Here is a 13906-nt window from a genome sequence, read left to right on the forward strand (position 1 = left end):
ATATGGCTCTGTCAGTCGAGAAAAAGGTCGGCATGTTCTTCGTGTTCGGTCTCATCATCCTGGGCGTGCTGCTCGAGGTGGGCGAGAAATGGAACCCCTTCGAGAAGAAGATCATGTACCGGACCTACCTCACCAGCATCACCGGTCTCAAGGTGGGCGACCCGGTCCGCCTGGCGGGGGTCGACGTCGGGCGGATCACCAAGATCATCGTACTCAACGACAAGATCGAGATCGACTTCGAGGTGAAACCGGAAACCCGCATCAAGGTGGACACCGTTGCCGGCTTGAGGCTCACCAACCTCCTCGGGGGGCAGTTCCTGGGGCTTTCTTTCGGGTCGCCGAACGCCGCGCTCCTGCCGGAAGGGGGGACGGTGCGCGGCAAGGATGTCGCCAACATCGACATCATCGTGGACAACCTCTCGGACGTGGTGAAGGACACCAAAGTCCTCATCAACAACCTGAACAAGAACCAGGAGGATGTGCTGAAGAAGGTGTCGGGCATGCTGGACGAGAACCGCGGCAACCTGAGGGACTCGATCGCCAACATCAGCAGCATCACCGGCAAGATGGACCGCGGCGAAGGATCGCTGGCCATGCTCCTGAACGACAGGAAGCTTTTCGACGACGCCTCCAGCGCGGTCAGCAGCCTCAAGGTGGTCTCCAACAAGATCGAGAAGGGGGAGGGGACCCTGGGCAAGCTGGTGAACGACGAGACCGTGTACAACGATACCTCCGCCCTGATCAAGGATCTCAGGTCGGGGGTCAAGGATCTCAACGCCGGCATGAAGGACGTGAAGGAAATCACCGCCAAGATCAACCGCGGCGAAGGGACGCTGGGCAAGCTGGTGCAGGACGACTCCCTCTACACCGAACTGCGCGACGCCTCGAAGAACGTGAAGGAGATCACCCAGAAGATCAACTCCGGCCAGGGAACCATCGGGAAACTGGTGAACGAGGACCAGCTCTACCGCGACACCACCGCCACGCTGAAGAAGGCCGAGCGCGCCATGGAGGGGTTGGGCGACACCGGTCCCATCTCCGTCCTTGGGAGCATCGTGGGGACCCTGTTTTAATGGATAGCTGACCCCCTCCGGCTGGAGGGGGGATCGTGAGGTGCGGTAGGGGCGGACCATGTTCGCCCCTGCTTTGCGTATGCACCCGTTTAACTGGAGGCCTGCCCGGCATGACCCACATCCTCGATATAGCCGTGGGGACCGTCATCATGCGTCCCTACGTCTTCGCCTTTTTCGCGGTCTACCTGGTTGCGGCGGTTCTGCACCTGGGGTGGAAGAAGACCATCCTGTTCACCGTGTGCGGCTACCTGGTCGCCTTCGCCTCGGAGTTCTCCTCCATCAACAACGGCTTCCCCTACGGCTGGTACTACTACGTCGACGTGACCCGGGACCGTGAGCTCTGGATCGCCGGCGTTCCCTTCTTCGACTCCCTTTCCTACGTCTTTCTGACCTATTGCAGCTACGCCACCGCCCTTTTCGTGCTGGCGCCGGTCAAGCGGATCAAGGGGGACCTGGTCCTTCTCGAGACCGGCCGGCTCAGGCGTTCCTTCGCGGTGCTGCTGCTCGGCTCGCTGTTTCAGGTGTTCCTCGATATCGTGACCGACCCCGTGGCGCTGCAGGGAAGCCGGTGGTTCCTCGGGAGGATCTACGGCTACCGCGAGGTGGGCACCCACTTCGGCATTCCTATGTCCAACTACCTCGGTTGGTGGCTGGTGAGCGCCCTGCTGGTCCTGGTCCTGCAGTCGATCGACCGGATCGGCTCAGGCAAGGGGCGTCCCGCCGGGGTAGGTGCCGCACCGTACCGCGCGCTGTACGGACCCTTCCTCTACCTCTGCGTGATCGCCTTCAACCTGGGGGTCACCTTCTACATCGGGGAGAACCTGATGGGGCTCACCGGGGTTTTCATCTTCACGCTGCCGGTGGTGATGACCCTGGTGCTTTTCCGGCAGAGGCTGGACCGCTACCACAAGGACGAGCTTGCCGACCATCTTGCCGATTACCCCTGGTCCCCGGCCGGTTCTGGCGCCGCCGGACGCGTCACTGACAAATAAAAACAAACCCGGACTTTGAACGCGCCAACGCGCTGTGGTATCCCAGTAGGGCGATGATCATTCGCCCGTCCCGTCCCACGCAAGGACCAACTATTCAGTCTTCGGAGGCCTGACATGAAAAAAACGTTATCCATCCTTACCCTCGCGGCTTTGCTGAGTGCCGTCGGCGCGGCCTGCGCCGCCGATCAGGGCTCGCTTCCCAGGAACTACGAGAGCTGGGAAAAGAGCAAGGCCAGGGTAATCACCGACAAGAAATCGATGTTTTACGGGATCCACTACATCTACGTGAACAAGAAGGCGATGCCGACCTACAAGACCGGCGGCGCCAACTACCCGGACGGCAGCCGCTTCGTCGCGGTCAACTACTCCATCAAGGAAGAGGGGGGCAAGCAGGTGCCGGGGAAGAAAACCATGATCGTGATGATGCAGCGGGACAAGAAGCAGCAGGAGACCGGCGGCTGGCGTTTCGTCGGCTTCACCCCCGACGGCAAGCCCTCCGGCCTCGACGGCAAGCGGGACTGCTTCGGCTGCCACGAGAAGGACGCCAAGGATAGAGGCTTCGTCCTCTCCCGTTACCCCGACTTCAAGTAGCCTTCGCTTTAGCAGCGAAAGAGGGGAGAGCGCCTGCCGGAAAACCGGCGGGCCTCTTTTTTTCCCGGACTGTTTTTCCTTAAAGCGCACGTGTTATAATTGCTGACATCGAAACTAAAACGATTCCGTAGCTTTAAGGAGCCTTTATGTCTACTTCGTCGACTTACCCCAAGCTTCGCCTCAGCACGCTCCCCAACGGGGTGAGGGTGGTCAGTCAGCAGATCCAGGGAATGCAGAGTGCAGCGATCGGTATCCGCATCGACAGCAGCACCCGCAACGAGGAACCCGAGACCGGGGGCGCCTCGCACTTCATCGAACATCTCCTCTTCAAGGGAACCCCGAGCCGCAGCGCCGACCAGATCACCGATGAATTCAACAGCATCGGGGCACGGGCCAACGCCTACACCAGCCAGGAGGAGGTCTTCTACTACGCCACCTCGCTCGCTTCCATCATCCCGGCCACCTTCGAGATACTGGCCGACATGTTCGTCCACTCCTCACTTCCCGAAGAGGAGGTGGAGAAGGAACGCGGCGTGGTGCTGCAGGAGATCCTGATGAACCAGGACAACCCGAGCCGGTTCATCTACAACCAGTTCCACCAGGGGTTCTGGCAGGGGCATCCGCTGGGGACGCCGATCCTTGGAACCGCAGAAACCATCGGTGCCATCTCGCGCCAGCGCCTGATGGAGTACAAGTTCGCCAACTACCTGACCAACGCCACCATCGTCTCGGTGGCCGGCAACGTCGAGCACGACCTGGTCGTGGAACAGGCTGCGCGCCTTTTGGGCGAGCTCCCGACCGGCACGCCCCGCACCAAAAAAGCGGACCCGCAGCACCGGGTCGCCGTGGGGCAGAACGTACATTACCAGCGCTCCATGGAACAGACCCACTTCTACATGGGGTATCCGCTCCCCCCCGCCGGCAACGAGCACCGGCACAAGCTGGCGGTCCTGAACCAGGTGCTGGGGAGCGGCATGAATTCCCGCCTTTTCCGCGAGGTGCGCGAGCGCAGGAGCCTCGCCTACACCGTCTACTCCATGATGTCCTCCTACACCGACTCCGCCGGCCTCATGATCTACGCCGGGACCGGCCCGGAACGGGCCCAGGAGGCGGTGGACGTCTGCCATTGCGAGGTGCTGAGGTTTTGCGACGAGTTGGTGACCGAGGAGGTCCTGGCGGCCGCCAAGGAGCAGATCCGTTGCGCGAGGCTCATGGCGCTGGACGACTGCGAGACCCAGGTGCGCAGGATTTCCAACACCACGTCCCTTCTGGGAGCGCCGGAACCGATCGAGCTGTCCCTGGAGGGTATCGCCGCCGTCAGCGCCGAAGAGGTGCGGGACGTGGCCCAGTTGCTCTTCAGGGGTGTGGTGCCGAGGGTTGAATCGGTGGGGCCGGGGGAAGGGCCGGGACTGCCACGCTAGGAGGTGATTCCCGGCGCCTGACGAGAGGGCCTGCATTGCGGAAAATGAAAAGGGGTGGCTTTTATGCCGCCCCTTTTTTATGCGCCGCCTCTCAAAGAGACGCTAGCTCATCTGGTCGCTGTCGCCGCTTAGGTGAGGGAAGTGCTCGTGGTGCATTTCGTGGGTCAACCCCTCTATCGTGCCGCAGGTGGCGCAGAGGTACTTGTCGCTTTCATTGATGTACACGTTGCGCTGACAGGACGGACTCCAGACCCTGACGCCGCACGCGTGATCGTCCATTTCCACTCCCGTCTCTCTTCTCTCGTCTGTCATGGCCGCATCCTCCTTTCCCTGAGCATTTCTAAAGCCCGATGATCATCTGGCTTAATTTAAATATACCCCTTGCGAAGGAACCAAGCTCGGATTTTGTGAGGCTCTCGAAGATGAACTCGCTGCCGATCGGGTGCTCCGGGTCCACGACCCGCTGGATCGGCTCCAGCACGTCGGGGAGGTCGCTGTTCTCGAAGGTGGTGTCCGGCTGGTAGCGGCAGAGACGGGCAGCGCGGTCGTCGGCCAGGCATTCGAGGTTTCGGCTCAGGTCCTCCACCTCCTCGAAGCGCCATTCCTCGCCCGAGCCCAAAAGTCCGGCGTGCTCGGCAAGGAGCGAGGCGCGCAGACAGCGCACGGCGGCCGTCATCTCCTCTTTCCGACCGCACAGGCCGGCCTCCCAGGCCACGTTGAGCTCGGTGTCCAGCCCCATGCTTCGGTTGGTGGCGTTAGCCGAGCCTATAGTCACAAAGCGGTCGTCGACCAGGAGCAGCTTAGAATGGATGAACGTCATTTTCCTGGTGCCGTGGTCCATCTCGGCAGAGGAGTAGACGCTCAGGGTATGTCCGGTCTTCTCCGCAACCCGCTGCAGGGAACGGATCATGCGCATCTGGGGGAGCCCCAGGAACAGCTCTTCGGTGAGCGGCAGCCGGTCCGGGAGCAGCATGATGATCTGGAGGGGAGGGCGGTCCGCCATGCTCATCCGTGCCACCAGCGACCAGAACACCACCTGGGAGCTGAAGTACTGGTTTTCCAGGTAGATCAGCCTCTGCGCCGCCATGATGGCGTCCACGAAGAGGTGCCGGATCTCGTGGATCTCACGCTGGTCGGTGAGCGGGGTGCGCGCGACGGTGCGACAGACCGCCACCCTCGTCGCAGGGATGGGAAAGGCGCCGGGGGGAAGCGCTAGGCGCCCCTTGACGCCCCGCTGCACGTCGTGCAATTGCCGGGTAAGCAGCCGATAGACGTAGGAACCTGCCATGGCGTTGAAGTCGCCGCACAGGACCACCGGGCGCACGCATTCGGGGTGTTCCAGCCACTCGTGACCGGTCATGGCCCGGGCCTGTTTCACCCGTTCACCCCGGTTCAGCCCGAAATGGGTGGCCAGCACCTGGATGGTGTGGCCGCGCAGGGTCACCTCGGCCCAGACCGCGCCACGGCGCTCGAAAGAGGGGTTTAGCGGATCGGTAGGAACCGCGCCCGCCTTGATCAACCGTACGTCGCCGCGGCTGAGGACGGCGTTGCCGTACCCCCCTTCCTTGAGGTGGATGGAGGAGTGGAAATGAAAGGACATCTCCAGGGTCATGGCGATGAGATGGGCCTGGTCTATCATCTGGGTGCGGGGCAGCCCCGCATCGAGTTCCTGCAGAGCGACGATGTCCGGGTTGCATCGGTCGATCACCTCCGCGATGCGCAGCGGGGATAGTTTTCGATCCGTTCCGATGCAACTGTGGACGTTGTAGGTCATCACGGAGAATGTTTTGGGCATGGGGGGCTCCCTGGCCCGGGCTTAATATTAAAAACTTTTATAGATTAGCGGGCGCGAGGGGGATGTCAATTGAAGGTGCCGGTCGAGGCACGGCTGGGGGAGGCAAGGCTGCGGGAGGCAAGGCTGCGGGAGGCAAGGCTGCGGGAGGCAAGGCTGCGGGAGGCAAGGCTGGGCTTGTGATCAGGGACTAGGGATTAGGGACTGGGGACTGGGGACTGGGGACTGGGGACTGGGGACTGGGGACTGGGGACTGGGGACTGGGGGGCGTGCCCCCCTCCCGTCGTGGGAGGGGGAGGGACAAAGGACGATGCTTTCCGGAGAAACCGGAACCTGACTTCACCTGGCCTGCAGGAACTCGACGAGCAGCCGCACGCCCACGCCGGTGGCCCCCTTGGGGCCGTAGGGGCGGGCCTTGTCGTTCCAGGCCGTCCCGGCGATGTCGAGGTGAGCCCAGCGGGTCTCTCCGACGAACTGCTTCAGGAACCACCCGGCGCTGATGGCCCCGCCGTCCCTGCTGCCGGCATTCTTGAGATCGGCGATGTCGCTCTTCATCACCTCGCCGTACTCATCCCAAAGCGGCAGTGGCCAGACCCGCTCGCCGGTCTCCTCGCCGGCCCGCCTCAAGGCGTCGACCAGCCGCTGGTCGTTACCCATGAGGCCGCTCGCCTCGTGCCCCAGGGCGACTACGCAGGCCCCGGTGAGGGTGGCCAGATCCACCATGGCGGCGGGTTTGAACTGCTTCCGGGCGAAGTGGAGCGCGTCGCACAGGATCAGGCGCCCTTCGGCGTCGGTGTTGGTGATCTCGATGGTGGTCCCGGAGCAGGAGGTGAGGACGTCACCCGGCTTGAAGGCGTTGCCATCGGGCATGTTCTCGGCGGTGGGTATGATCCCCACCAGGTTCACCGGCAACTTGAGCCGTACCGCCGCTTCCAGGGTTCCCAGCACGGCCGCGCTTCCTGCCATGTCCGTTTTCATCGCCTCCATCCCGGCACCGGGCTTTATCGAGATCCCGCCGGAATCGAAGGTTATTCCCTTGCCGATTAGCGCCACCGGCCGCCCCTTGCCCCCGTGGTACTGCAGCACGATCAGGCGCGGCGGGATGGCCGCCCCCTTGCCCACGCCGACCAGGGCGTTCATCCCCATCTGTTCCAGTTCCCCGAGCTCGTAGACCCGGCAGTCGAGGGCGTTGCGCTCGGCCAGCTCCCGGGCGGCCTGGGCGAGGTAGGCCGGCGTCACCACGTTGCCGGGGTGGGAGACGAGGTCGCGCGCCAGCATGACGCCGTCGCCGATGATCTGTGCCCGTTCCAGCGCCTGGCGCCCGGCCGCCTCCTGGTCGGGGGACAGGAGCACGGTCATGGTGTCGAAGCCGAAGCGCTCCTCTTTTTCCTTGGTCTTGTACTGCTCGAAGCTATAACTGCCGAGCAGCATCCCGATCGTCGCGTTATCGATGGCGTCATAGAGGGGGGCGGCGAGATGCAGGGCGCTGCCGAACGAGGCGACGCGCGCGCCGCGCAGCGCGGCAACGGCGTTCCCCGCCCCCTGGCGCAGGCGCTCGGCGCTCAAATCCTTCTTCTTCCCCAGTCCGACCAGCACGAGGCGCTCGGCGGGGAGCCTGCCGAGCGTGTGCAGCAGGCGGGTGGACCCTTTCTTGCCGGTGAACTCGCGGCTCTGCGCCAGTCGGCCGAGCAGGCCCCCCAGGGCGGAGTCGCATGCCTGGTGGAGCCTGTCCTGCTCGTCCTCGAAACAGCCGATGACCAGGGCGGGGGTGGCATACTCAAGCGGTTGGGCTGAGCTGATTTCGATTCTCATGGCAAACCTCGCTAGGGATAGGTTACTTGCACGGGTGCAGCATCTCGGCCAGCTCGAAGGCGAGCTCCACGCTCTGCTCCGCGTTCAGGCGCGGGTCGCAGTTGGTCTGGTAGTTCAGGTGCAGGTGCTTGTCCAGAAGCTGGCGGCTCCCCCCGGTGCACTCGGTGACGTGGTCGCCGGTCAGCTCGAGGTGCACCCCTCCCGCGACGGTCCCCTCGGACTTGTGGATCGCCCAGAATGTCTTGATCTCGCGCAGGACGTCCTCGAACTTCCTGGACTTTTGCCCGAATTCGTTCTGGTAGGTGTTGCCGTGCATGGGGTCGCAGCTCCAGACCACCCGGTACCCCTCGCGCTGGATCTCGCCCAGGAGTTTCGGAAGGTAGTCGGAGACCTTGTCGGCGCCGAAACGGGTGATCAGGGTGAGGCGGCCCGCCTCGTTCTCCGGGTTCAGCCGCTCCACGATCGCCTTGATGTCGTCGATGTCGTACTTGGGGCCGATCTTCATCCCAAGCGGGTTCTTGACCCCGCGCAGGAACTCGATGTGGGCTCCCTCCAGCTGCCGGGTGCGGTCCCCGATCCAGAGCATGTGGCCGCTGCAGTCGTACCAGCCGCCGGTGGTGGAATCCATGCGGGTGAGGGCCTCCTCGTAGTCGAGCAGCAGCGCCTCGTGCGAGGTGTACAGGGTCACCTGGTTCAACTGCGGCGTGTGCTGCGGATCAAGGCCGATCGCGGTCATGAAGTTGATGGTTTTCCAGATCTGGCGCACCAGGTCCTCGTACTTCTGGCCGGCGGGGAGGGCGTCCAGCGAGGCGCGGTGCCAGGCCTGCACGCGGTCCAGTGCGGCGTAGCCGCCGAGGGTGAAGGAGCGCACCAGGTTAAGCGTGGCCGCCGCCCGGTAGTATCCCTCCAGCATCCGGCGCGGGTCGGGCGTTCTCGCCTCCATGGTCGGCTCAGGGCTGTTCACCATGTCGCCACGGTAGCTCGGGAGCTCGACCCCGTTCACGAGCTCGGTGTCGGAGGAGCGGGGCTTCGCGTACTGGCCCGCCATCCGTCCGATCTTGATGACCCGCTTCTCGCCGGCGTAGGCGACCACCACCGACATCTGCAGGATGACCTTCAAAAGTTCCCGGATGTCCGGCCCGGTGCAGCGGGAGAAATCCTCGGCGCAGTCGCCGCATTGCAGCACGAAGGCCTTCCCCTCGACGGCCTCGGCCAGTTGCGATTTGAGCGTCTGGCATTCGCCGGCGAAAACCAGCGGCGGCAGTTGCGACAGCGTTTTCAGCGACTCGTCCAGTGCGGGCCCTGCCGGCCACACCGGCTGCTGCAGGGCGGGAAAAGAGCGCCAGCTCGATTTGCTCCATTTCTTGGTAGGCATGCTGAAACCTCTTGATTGAGAGTGGGCATCCCGGCAGCGATACGTGCGAGCCGGGGAGCGCGCTGCAATGGTAGCAGGATTGCGGGCTATTGAAAAACTAAAAAGTTAATAAAATCAAGTAAGGTGGTGCTAAAGACTCTTCCAAACCGGCGCCATCGTGGTATGATGCACGACCATGAATGAGGATCGCCCCACAGACACGACACCGAACCGTCCCGCCGAACCACCTGCCGAAACTGCACCCGGCACCGCTTCGGGAGAAAACGAAGGCGTTCCCCGCGACGGGGTTCCCCAGGAGCCGGTAACGGTAAGGAACACCCTTGCCCGGCTCTGGTCCGACCTCTACGGCGGTCTGCGGGGCGCTCTCTTGCTGCGCTCCGGCTTCGAGCCGCTCTCATCCGCCCCCGCCGGCCTGGTGGTCCTGGTCGCCGCGGACCTGGTGCTGAACCTGCTGGTTTCCTTACTGCTGGTCGGGGGCGGCGGGAATTTCTCTTTCTCGTCGATACCGTACTTTCTTTTCTACCTGCCGCTTTTCCTGCTCTTCGGGGCGGCGGCAAGTGGGGTGGTGCACCGTCCCAAGGCGATCACCGGCCTCGCCGCCGCGCTGGTCGCCTTCAGCATCCCGATCGAAGTCAGCCACGGCATCCTGGAATGGCTCGCCCAGTGGCGCCCCTTCGAGTGGCTCTCGGACTACCTCGCCGCGCCGCACTACTACCGCTTCTTCGGCTGGTGGGTCGCTGCCTCCCTGGTATTCCTGCTGCGCCTGGATGGTCCCGGCGGCTTTGGTCGTCGCCTCCGGCTGGTGCTTCTGTTCCTGCTGCTGGTGGCGGCGCCGCTCTACTATTTCCAGCGCGGCGACCTCTGGGTCAGCAAGGAGGGGGGAAACGAGAGCGGCGAACTCTCCCTCACCGACGAGGTGCTCACCGCCCAGAACCGGCTCCTGGAAGAACAGCTCCGTTCCCTGCTTCACGGGCGTCCCGGCCACAGCGATCTCTACTTCGTCGGTTTTGCCGGGGACGCCTCGCAGGACGTCTTTTTGAAGGAGTTGAGCGCGACCCGGCAGCTCTTCGACAGCCGCTTCGGGACCGCCGGTCGTTCGGTGCTCCTGGTCAACAACCCGCAGAGCGCCACCGCGCTCCCTTTCGCCACCGCCGGCAACCTCGAGCGCGCCCTGGTGCGGGTCGGGGAGGTGATGAACCGCGACGAGGACGTCCTCTTCCTCTACCTCAGCTCGCACGGGTCGCGAGACCAGGAACTGGAGGTGAATAACCCTCCCCTGGAGCTGAAACAGGTCACGCCGGAGCTGCTGCGGCGCATGCTGCAGAAGGCGGGGATCAGGTACAAGGTCGTGGTGGTGTCGGCCTGCTTCTCGGGAGGGTTCATCCAGCCCCTGCAGGATGACGGCAGCCTGCTGATCACCGCCGCCGACGCGACCCACGAGTCCTTTGGCTGCGGCTTCGGCGAAAACTACACCTGGTTCGGCGAGGCGTTCGTCGGGGATGCGCTTAGGAACACGTTCAGCTTCACCGACGCTTTCGAGAAGAGCCGCGACACCATCAGGAAATGGGAAGAAGAGCGGGGCGAGACGCCGTCGAACCCGCAGATCTGGGCCGGGAAGGAGATATGGCCGGTGCTGAAGAGGGTGCAGGAGGAACTGGCGCAGCGGAAAGGGAGGTAAGGCAGCGGTAGGCCGCGCGGTGCGACCCTTACGCGCCCTTTTCGATTCAGCGTGCGCCGCCGACGGTGATGGCCGGGATGAGGAGCGTCGGCTGCGCGTCGGAGACCGGCACCCCCTGGCCGTCCTTGCCGCAGGTGCCGATGCCGAAACCAAGGTCGTTGCCCACCATGGCTATCTGCCGCAGCACCTCGGGGCCGTTCCCCGCCAGGGTCGCACCCCGGACCGGTTCGCCCACCACGCCGTTTTCGATCAGGTACCCCTCGGAAACCTCGAAGACGAAGTCGCCGTTCACCGTGTTCACCTGTCCCCCTCCCATGCGCTTGACGAAGAGGCCGTTGGTTACGCTCTTCACGATCAGGGCGGGATCGCTCTTACCGGGCGCGATCAGGGTGTTGGTCATGCGCACGATGGGACGGTTGCGGTAGGACTCGCGCCGCCCGTTGCCGGTGGAAACGCAGCCTTCCTTCATGGCCGAGAGCCGGTCGTACAGGTACCCCTTCAGGATGCCGTTTTCCACCAGCACCGTCTTCCGGGCCGGCGTCCCCTCGCCGTCGAAACCGAAGGAGCCGCGGGCGTAGGGGATGGTGGCGTCGTCGATGACCGTGATCAGCTCCGAGGCGACCTGCTCGCCGATCCTCCCCCGATACACCGAGCTTCCCGCCTGCACCAGGTCCGCCTCCAGGCCGTGGCCGATCGCCTCGTGCACCATGGTTCCCCCCGCCTCGCTGGAGAGGACAACCGGGAACTGTCCCGCCGGCGACTTCCGCGCCCCGAGCATCATCACCCCCCCGCGCCGCGGCCTTGAGCGCCAACTCCTCAGGCGATGAGGTGTCGAAGAGCTCGAAGCCGCGGGCCGCCCCCACCGGCTCGTACCCGGTCTGGGTCACCTTGCCGTCCTGGGCCACCACCTGGACCAGGAACACGGTGGAGCAGGAACTCTCCTCGTGGAACTCCCCCAGCGAGTTGACGCTCTGGGTCTTCACCCGGGCGTCGCGGTAGACCGCCATCACCTGCCGGACCCGCGCGTCGAAGCCGCGTGCGGCACGGTCGGCCCGGTTTACCAACGCGACCTTCTGCGCCAGCTCCACCTGGTCGGGAGGTACCGCTACCGCGTACCCCAGCGCCGACTTAGGGACGCAGAGGTTGAAATCGGGGTGGGGGACGCCGCCGCGCACGCCGCGGCTCACCGTGTCGGCCAGTTGCAGCAGGGACTCCTGGTTCAGCTGGTTGGTGTAGGCGTAGGCGGTCGAGAACCCGGAAACGACCCTGATCCCGATGCCGCGGTCCGCAGCCGACAGCACCCGCTCCACCTTGCCGTCCTCGCACAGCACGGAGGTGTAGGCGCCGTCCTCGTAGTAGATGTCGGCGAACTCCCCCCCCGCGGCGAGGGCACGCTTGAGGATTGCCCTGGCGTCTACGCTTTCGAGCACGGCTCACCTGCCTCGGTCACCTCGGTGACCACTATCTCCTGTCCCACTGCCCGCATCATGGAGTCCACCTCAGCCGCGAAACATACCGGGTAGTTGACCCGCACGATGCCCCGCTTGCCGTCGACGGTGCTCATGGTGGTGAGCCCCTCGTGGGCCTCCAGGATGTATTTCATGTAGACGATGTCGCGATTGGCCAGCTGGTAGTAGCGGTTGGCGGTTTCCATCATTCCTCCCTCGGGACCCTTCGGCCCGGTTTTCGTTCATACCATTTGAAGGGGGAAAAGACAAATTTTCTTTCCCCCGGTTGCCTATGCGCCGACGTCTGATATTTTCTAAGACATGATATTAGATGGTTCTAATAAGTCAACCGCATCCTCTAAGGTCCCGTTCCGACGGCACGCGCAGCTTTGCTGCGTTTTGTTTTTCCTGTTCTTCATGGGAAATGGGGCCCTGGCCGCGTGCCAGCCAGACCTCATGGTTCGCCTTGCCAGCGAAACCGATGCCGCTTATCTCGGGGGGGGAGTCTACGAGAGCACGGCGGTCCTCCAATCCCGCTCGCAGCCAGCCTATCCCGGGCTCCCGGCCCAGTTCCGGGTCCTGTTGAAGAACGCGGGAGACCAGCCGGACCGCTTCCTGCTCACCGGTCCCGGGAGCGGGGGGGGCGTTGCGGTCAGCTACCTCGACGCCGCCGGCGTCGACCGGGAAGCGGCCTTGTCCGGTGCAGGGTATCTAAGCGCCCTGCTCGCGCCGGGGGAGTCGCAGGTCTTGCTGGTCCGGGTGAGCCCGACGGCCTTCACCCCGGGGGCAAGCTACCGCGTGGCGGTGACCGCGGTCTCTGTCGGGGATCCGCTGGCGGTGGACCAGGCGAAGACGGAGACCGTCGCCTGCCTCGGGACCGCCGCCGTCGTCGTTTCTGCCCCCCCCGACGGTTCGGGGGCTCCCGGCACCGTGGTCAACTACCCCTACACGGTAACCAACGTGGGGAACGGCGACAACGCCTTCGCCCTCTCGGTGACTCTGCCGGGGGGGTGGAGGGGAGAGCTCTTCGCCGACGACGGCGCAGGGGGGGGGACGGCCGGCGACGGGATACGCCAGGGGGGGGAGAGCCGCGGCTCCACGGGAACAGGCAACCTGGCGCCGGGAGCGTCCTACCGGTTTTTCCTCGCGGTGACCGTCCCGGAATCGGGCAGCGACGGGGCGCGCGGTGAATCGCTCCTTTCCGTATCGGGGGATGGGGCGAGCGGGACCGACCGGGTCAACACCACGGCTGTCGCCCCCGTCGTGCTGCTGAGCGAGGGGGTGCGCAACCTGACCAGGGGGGGGATCTTCGCTGCCAACGCCGATGCGGTGCCTGGGGACCTGCTGCAGTACCGGATGGCCGTCACCAACGGCGGATCGGCCCCGGCCACCTCCGTTGCCATCGACAGCCCCATCCCTCCCGGGCTCTCCGTCGCGCCCGACTCGCTCTTGCTATCCCTGGCCCCTACCGGGGAAGGGTCCCCCTGTCCGGCGACGGAATGCGGCCTGGCGCGGATAGCGGACGGGACCCTGACCGCGCAGCTCGGAGAGGGGGCCACCGTTGCCACCGGCGGCAGCCTGTCACCCGGCAAGACCATCTATCTGTTCTTCAAGGCACAAATTCAATAATGCATCGTCAGACAGTGTTCTTCCGCCACATGCGCCGCGCCCCTCTCCCGCGGGAGAGGGGGAAGATGGGGGCGTTGCCGAGGGGAATGACCGCG

12 protein-coding genes and 1 pseudogene are annotated in these 13906 nt (G+C 64.5%); 7 read left to right on the plus strand and 6 right to left on the minus strand.

The genetic code is table 11. The features are described from left to right. Positions 1 to 2: 2 nt before the first annotated feature. From KOM00_RS09655 to KOM00_RS09670, 4 genes are all read left to right on the plus strand, one after another. Positions 3 to 1073, plus strand: coding sequence for an MlaD family protein (locus KOM00_RS09655; RefSeq protein WP_216498706.1), 1071 nt, complete (start codon positions 3 to 5; stop codon positions 1071 to 1073). 110 nt (positions 1074 to 1183) lie between these two features. Continuing rightward, entirely contained in the window at positions 1184 to 2065 is an 882-nt protein-coding gene (locus KOM00_RS09660) for a carotenoid biosynthesis protein (protein WP_216498707.1), read from the plus strand. 114 nt (positions 2066 to 2179) lie between these two features. Beyond that, a complete protein-coding gene (locus KOM00_RS09665) occupies positions 2180 to 2656 on the plus strand; it encodes a cytochrome P460 family protein (RefSeq protein WP_216498708.1) in 477 nt (158 codons plus the stop codon). Positions 2657 to 2802: 146 nt separating this feature from the next. After that, the gene (locus KOM00_RS09670) at positions 2803 to 4077 is read left to right on the plus strand and encodes a M16 family metallopeptidase (protein WP_216498709.1); all 1275 of its coding nucleotides are present in this window, start codon (positions 2803 to 2805) and stop codon (positions 4075 to 4077) included. 102 nt (positions 4078 to 4179) lie between these two features. Here KOM00_RS09670 and KOM00_RS09675 read toward each other — a convergent pair whose 3' ends face one another. Both KOM00_RS09675 and KOM00_RS09680 read right to left on the minus strand, forming a co-directional pair. After that, complete coding sequence (locus tag KOM00_RS09675; RefSeq protein ID WP_216498710.1) at positions 4180 to 4389, minus strand: hypothetical protein; 210 nt, start codon at positions 4387 to 4389, stop codon at positions 4180 to 4182. Positions 4390 to 4417: 28 nt separating this feature from the next. Next, positions 4418 to 5872, minus strand: a complete 1455-nt coding sequence (locus KOM00_RS09680) for an endonuclease/exonuclease/phosphatase family protein (protein WP_216498711.1) — start codon at positions 5870 to 5872, stop codon at positions 4418 to 4420. A 75-nt stretch (positions 5873 to 5947) separates the two neighbouring features. Here KOM00_RS09680 and KOM00_RS21010 point away from each other — a divergent pair, with 75 nt between their 5' ends. Next, a complete protein-coding gene (locus tag KOM00_RS21010) occupies positions 5948 to 6052 on the plus strand; it encodes a pentapeptide repeat-containing protein (protein ID WP_407931685.1) in 105 nt (34 codons plus the stop codon). Between the two features lie 156 nt (positions 6053 to 6208). Here KOM00_RS21010 and KOM00_RS09690 read toward each other — a convergent pair whose 3' ends face one another. Then, entirely contained in the window at positions 6209 to 7681 is a 1473-nt protein-coding gene (locus KOM00_RS09690) for a leucyl aminopeptidase (protein WP_216498713.1), read from the minus strand. Between the two features lie 22 nt (positions 7682 to 7703). Continuing rightward, complete coding sequence (locus KOM00_RS09695) at positions 7704 to 9056, minus strand: class II 3-deoxy-7-phosphoheptulonate synthase (protein ID WP_216498714.1); 1353 nt, start codon at positions 9054 to 9056, stop codon at positions 7704 to 7706. 175 nt (positions 9057 to 9231) lie between these two features. Here KOM00_RS09695 and KOM00_RS09700 point away from each other — a divergent pair, with 175 nt between their 5' ends. Next, a complete protein-coding gene (locus KOM00_RS09700; RefSeq protein WP_216498715.1) occupies positions 9232 to 10734 on the plus strand; it encodes a C13 family peptidase in 1503 nt (500 codons plus the stop codon). A 46-nt stretch (positions 10735 to 10780) separates the two neighbouring features. Here KOM00_RS09700 and KOM00_RS21015 read toward each other — a convergent pair. Together KOM00_RS21015 and KOM00_RS09710 are read right to left on the minus strand one after the other, a co-directional pair. Continuing rightward, positions 10781 to 12164: pseudogene (locus KOM00_RS21015) on the minus strand (TldD/PmbA family protein). Beyond that, positions 12149 to 12388 carry a DUF4911 domain-containing protein gene (locus KOM00_RS09710; RefSeq protein WP_216498716.1) on the minus strand — a complete coding sequence of 80 codons (240 nt, stop codon included), beginning with the start codon at positions 12386 to 12388 and terminating at the stop codon, positions 12149 to 12151. The pseudogene KOM00_RS21015 and the gene KOM00_RS09710 overlap by 16 nt, the downstream one beginning before the upstream one ends. Before the next feature lie 250 nt (positions 12389 to 12638). On the opposite strand from KOM00_RS09710, the gene KOM00_RS09715 reads away from it, so the two are divergent. Beyond that, a complete protein-coding gene (locus KOM00_RS09715) occupies positions 12639 to 13811 on the plus strand; it encodes a COG1470 family protein (protein WP_236026858.1) in 1173 nt (390 codons plus the stop codon). Positions 13812 to 13906: the final 95 nt, after the last annotated feature.

Source organism: Geomonas diazotrophica (genome assembly GCF_018919385.1).
Lineage (GTDB): Bacteria > Desulfobacterota > Desulfuromonadia > Geobacterales > Geobacteraceae > Geomonas > Geomonas diazotrophica.

Coding starts and splice junctions, on each gene's coding strand:
- KOM00_RS09655 (WP_216498706.1), top strand. CDS start 3: ATGGCTCTGTCAGTCGAGAAAAAGGTCGGCATGTTCTTCGTGTTCGGT.
- KOM00_RS09660 (WP_216498707.1), top strand. CDS start 1,184: ATGACCCACATCCTCGATATAGCCGTGGGGACCGTCATCATGCGTCCC.
- KOM00_RS09665 (WP_216498708.1), top strand. CDS start 2,180: ATGAAAAAAACGTTATCCATCCTTACCCTCGCGGCTTTGCTGAGTGCC.
- KOM00_RS09670 (WP_216498709.1), top strand. CDS start 2,803: ATGTCTACTTCGTCGACTTACCCCAAGCTTCGCCTCAGCACGCTCCCC.
- KOM00_RS09675 (WP_216498710.1), bottom strand. CDS start 4,389: ATGACAGACGAGAGAAGAGAGACGGGAGTGGAAATGGACGATCACGCG.
- KOM00_RS09680 (WP_216498711.1), bottom strand. CDS start 5,872: ATGCCCAAAACATTCTCCGTGATGACCTACAACGTCCACAGTTGCATC.
- KOM00_RS09690 (WP_216498713.1), bottom strand. CDS start 7,681: ATGAGAATCGAAATCAGCTCAGCCCAACCGCTTGAGTATGCCACCCCC.
- KOM00_RS09695 (WP_216498714.1), bottom strand. CDS start 9,056: ATGCCTACCAAGAAATGGAGCAAATCGAGCTGGCGCTCTTTTCCCGCC.
- KOM00_RS09700 (WP_216498715.1), top strand. CDS start 9,232: ATGAATGAGGATCGCCCCACAGACACGACACCGAACCGTCCCGCCGAA.
- KOM00_RS09710 (WP_216498716.1), bottom strand. CDS start 12,388: ATGGAAACCGCCAACCGCTACTACCAGCTGGCCAATCGCGACATCGTC.
- KOM00_RS09715 (WP_236026858.1), top strand. CDS start 12,639: ATGGTTCGCCTTGCCAGCGAAACCGATGCCGCTTATCTCGGGGGGGGA.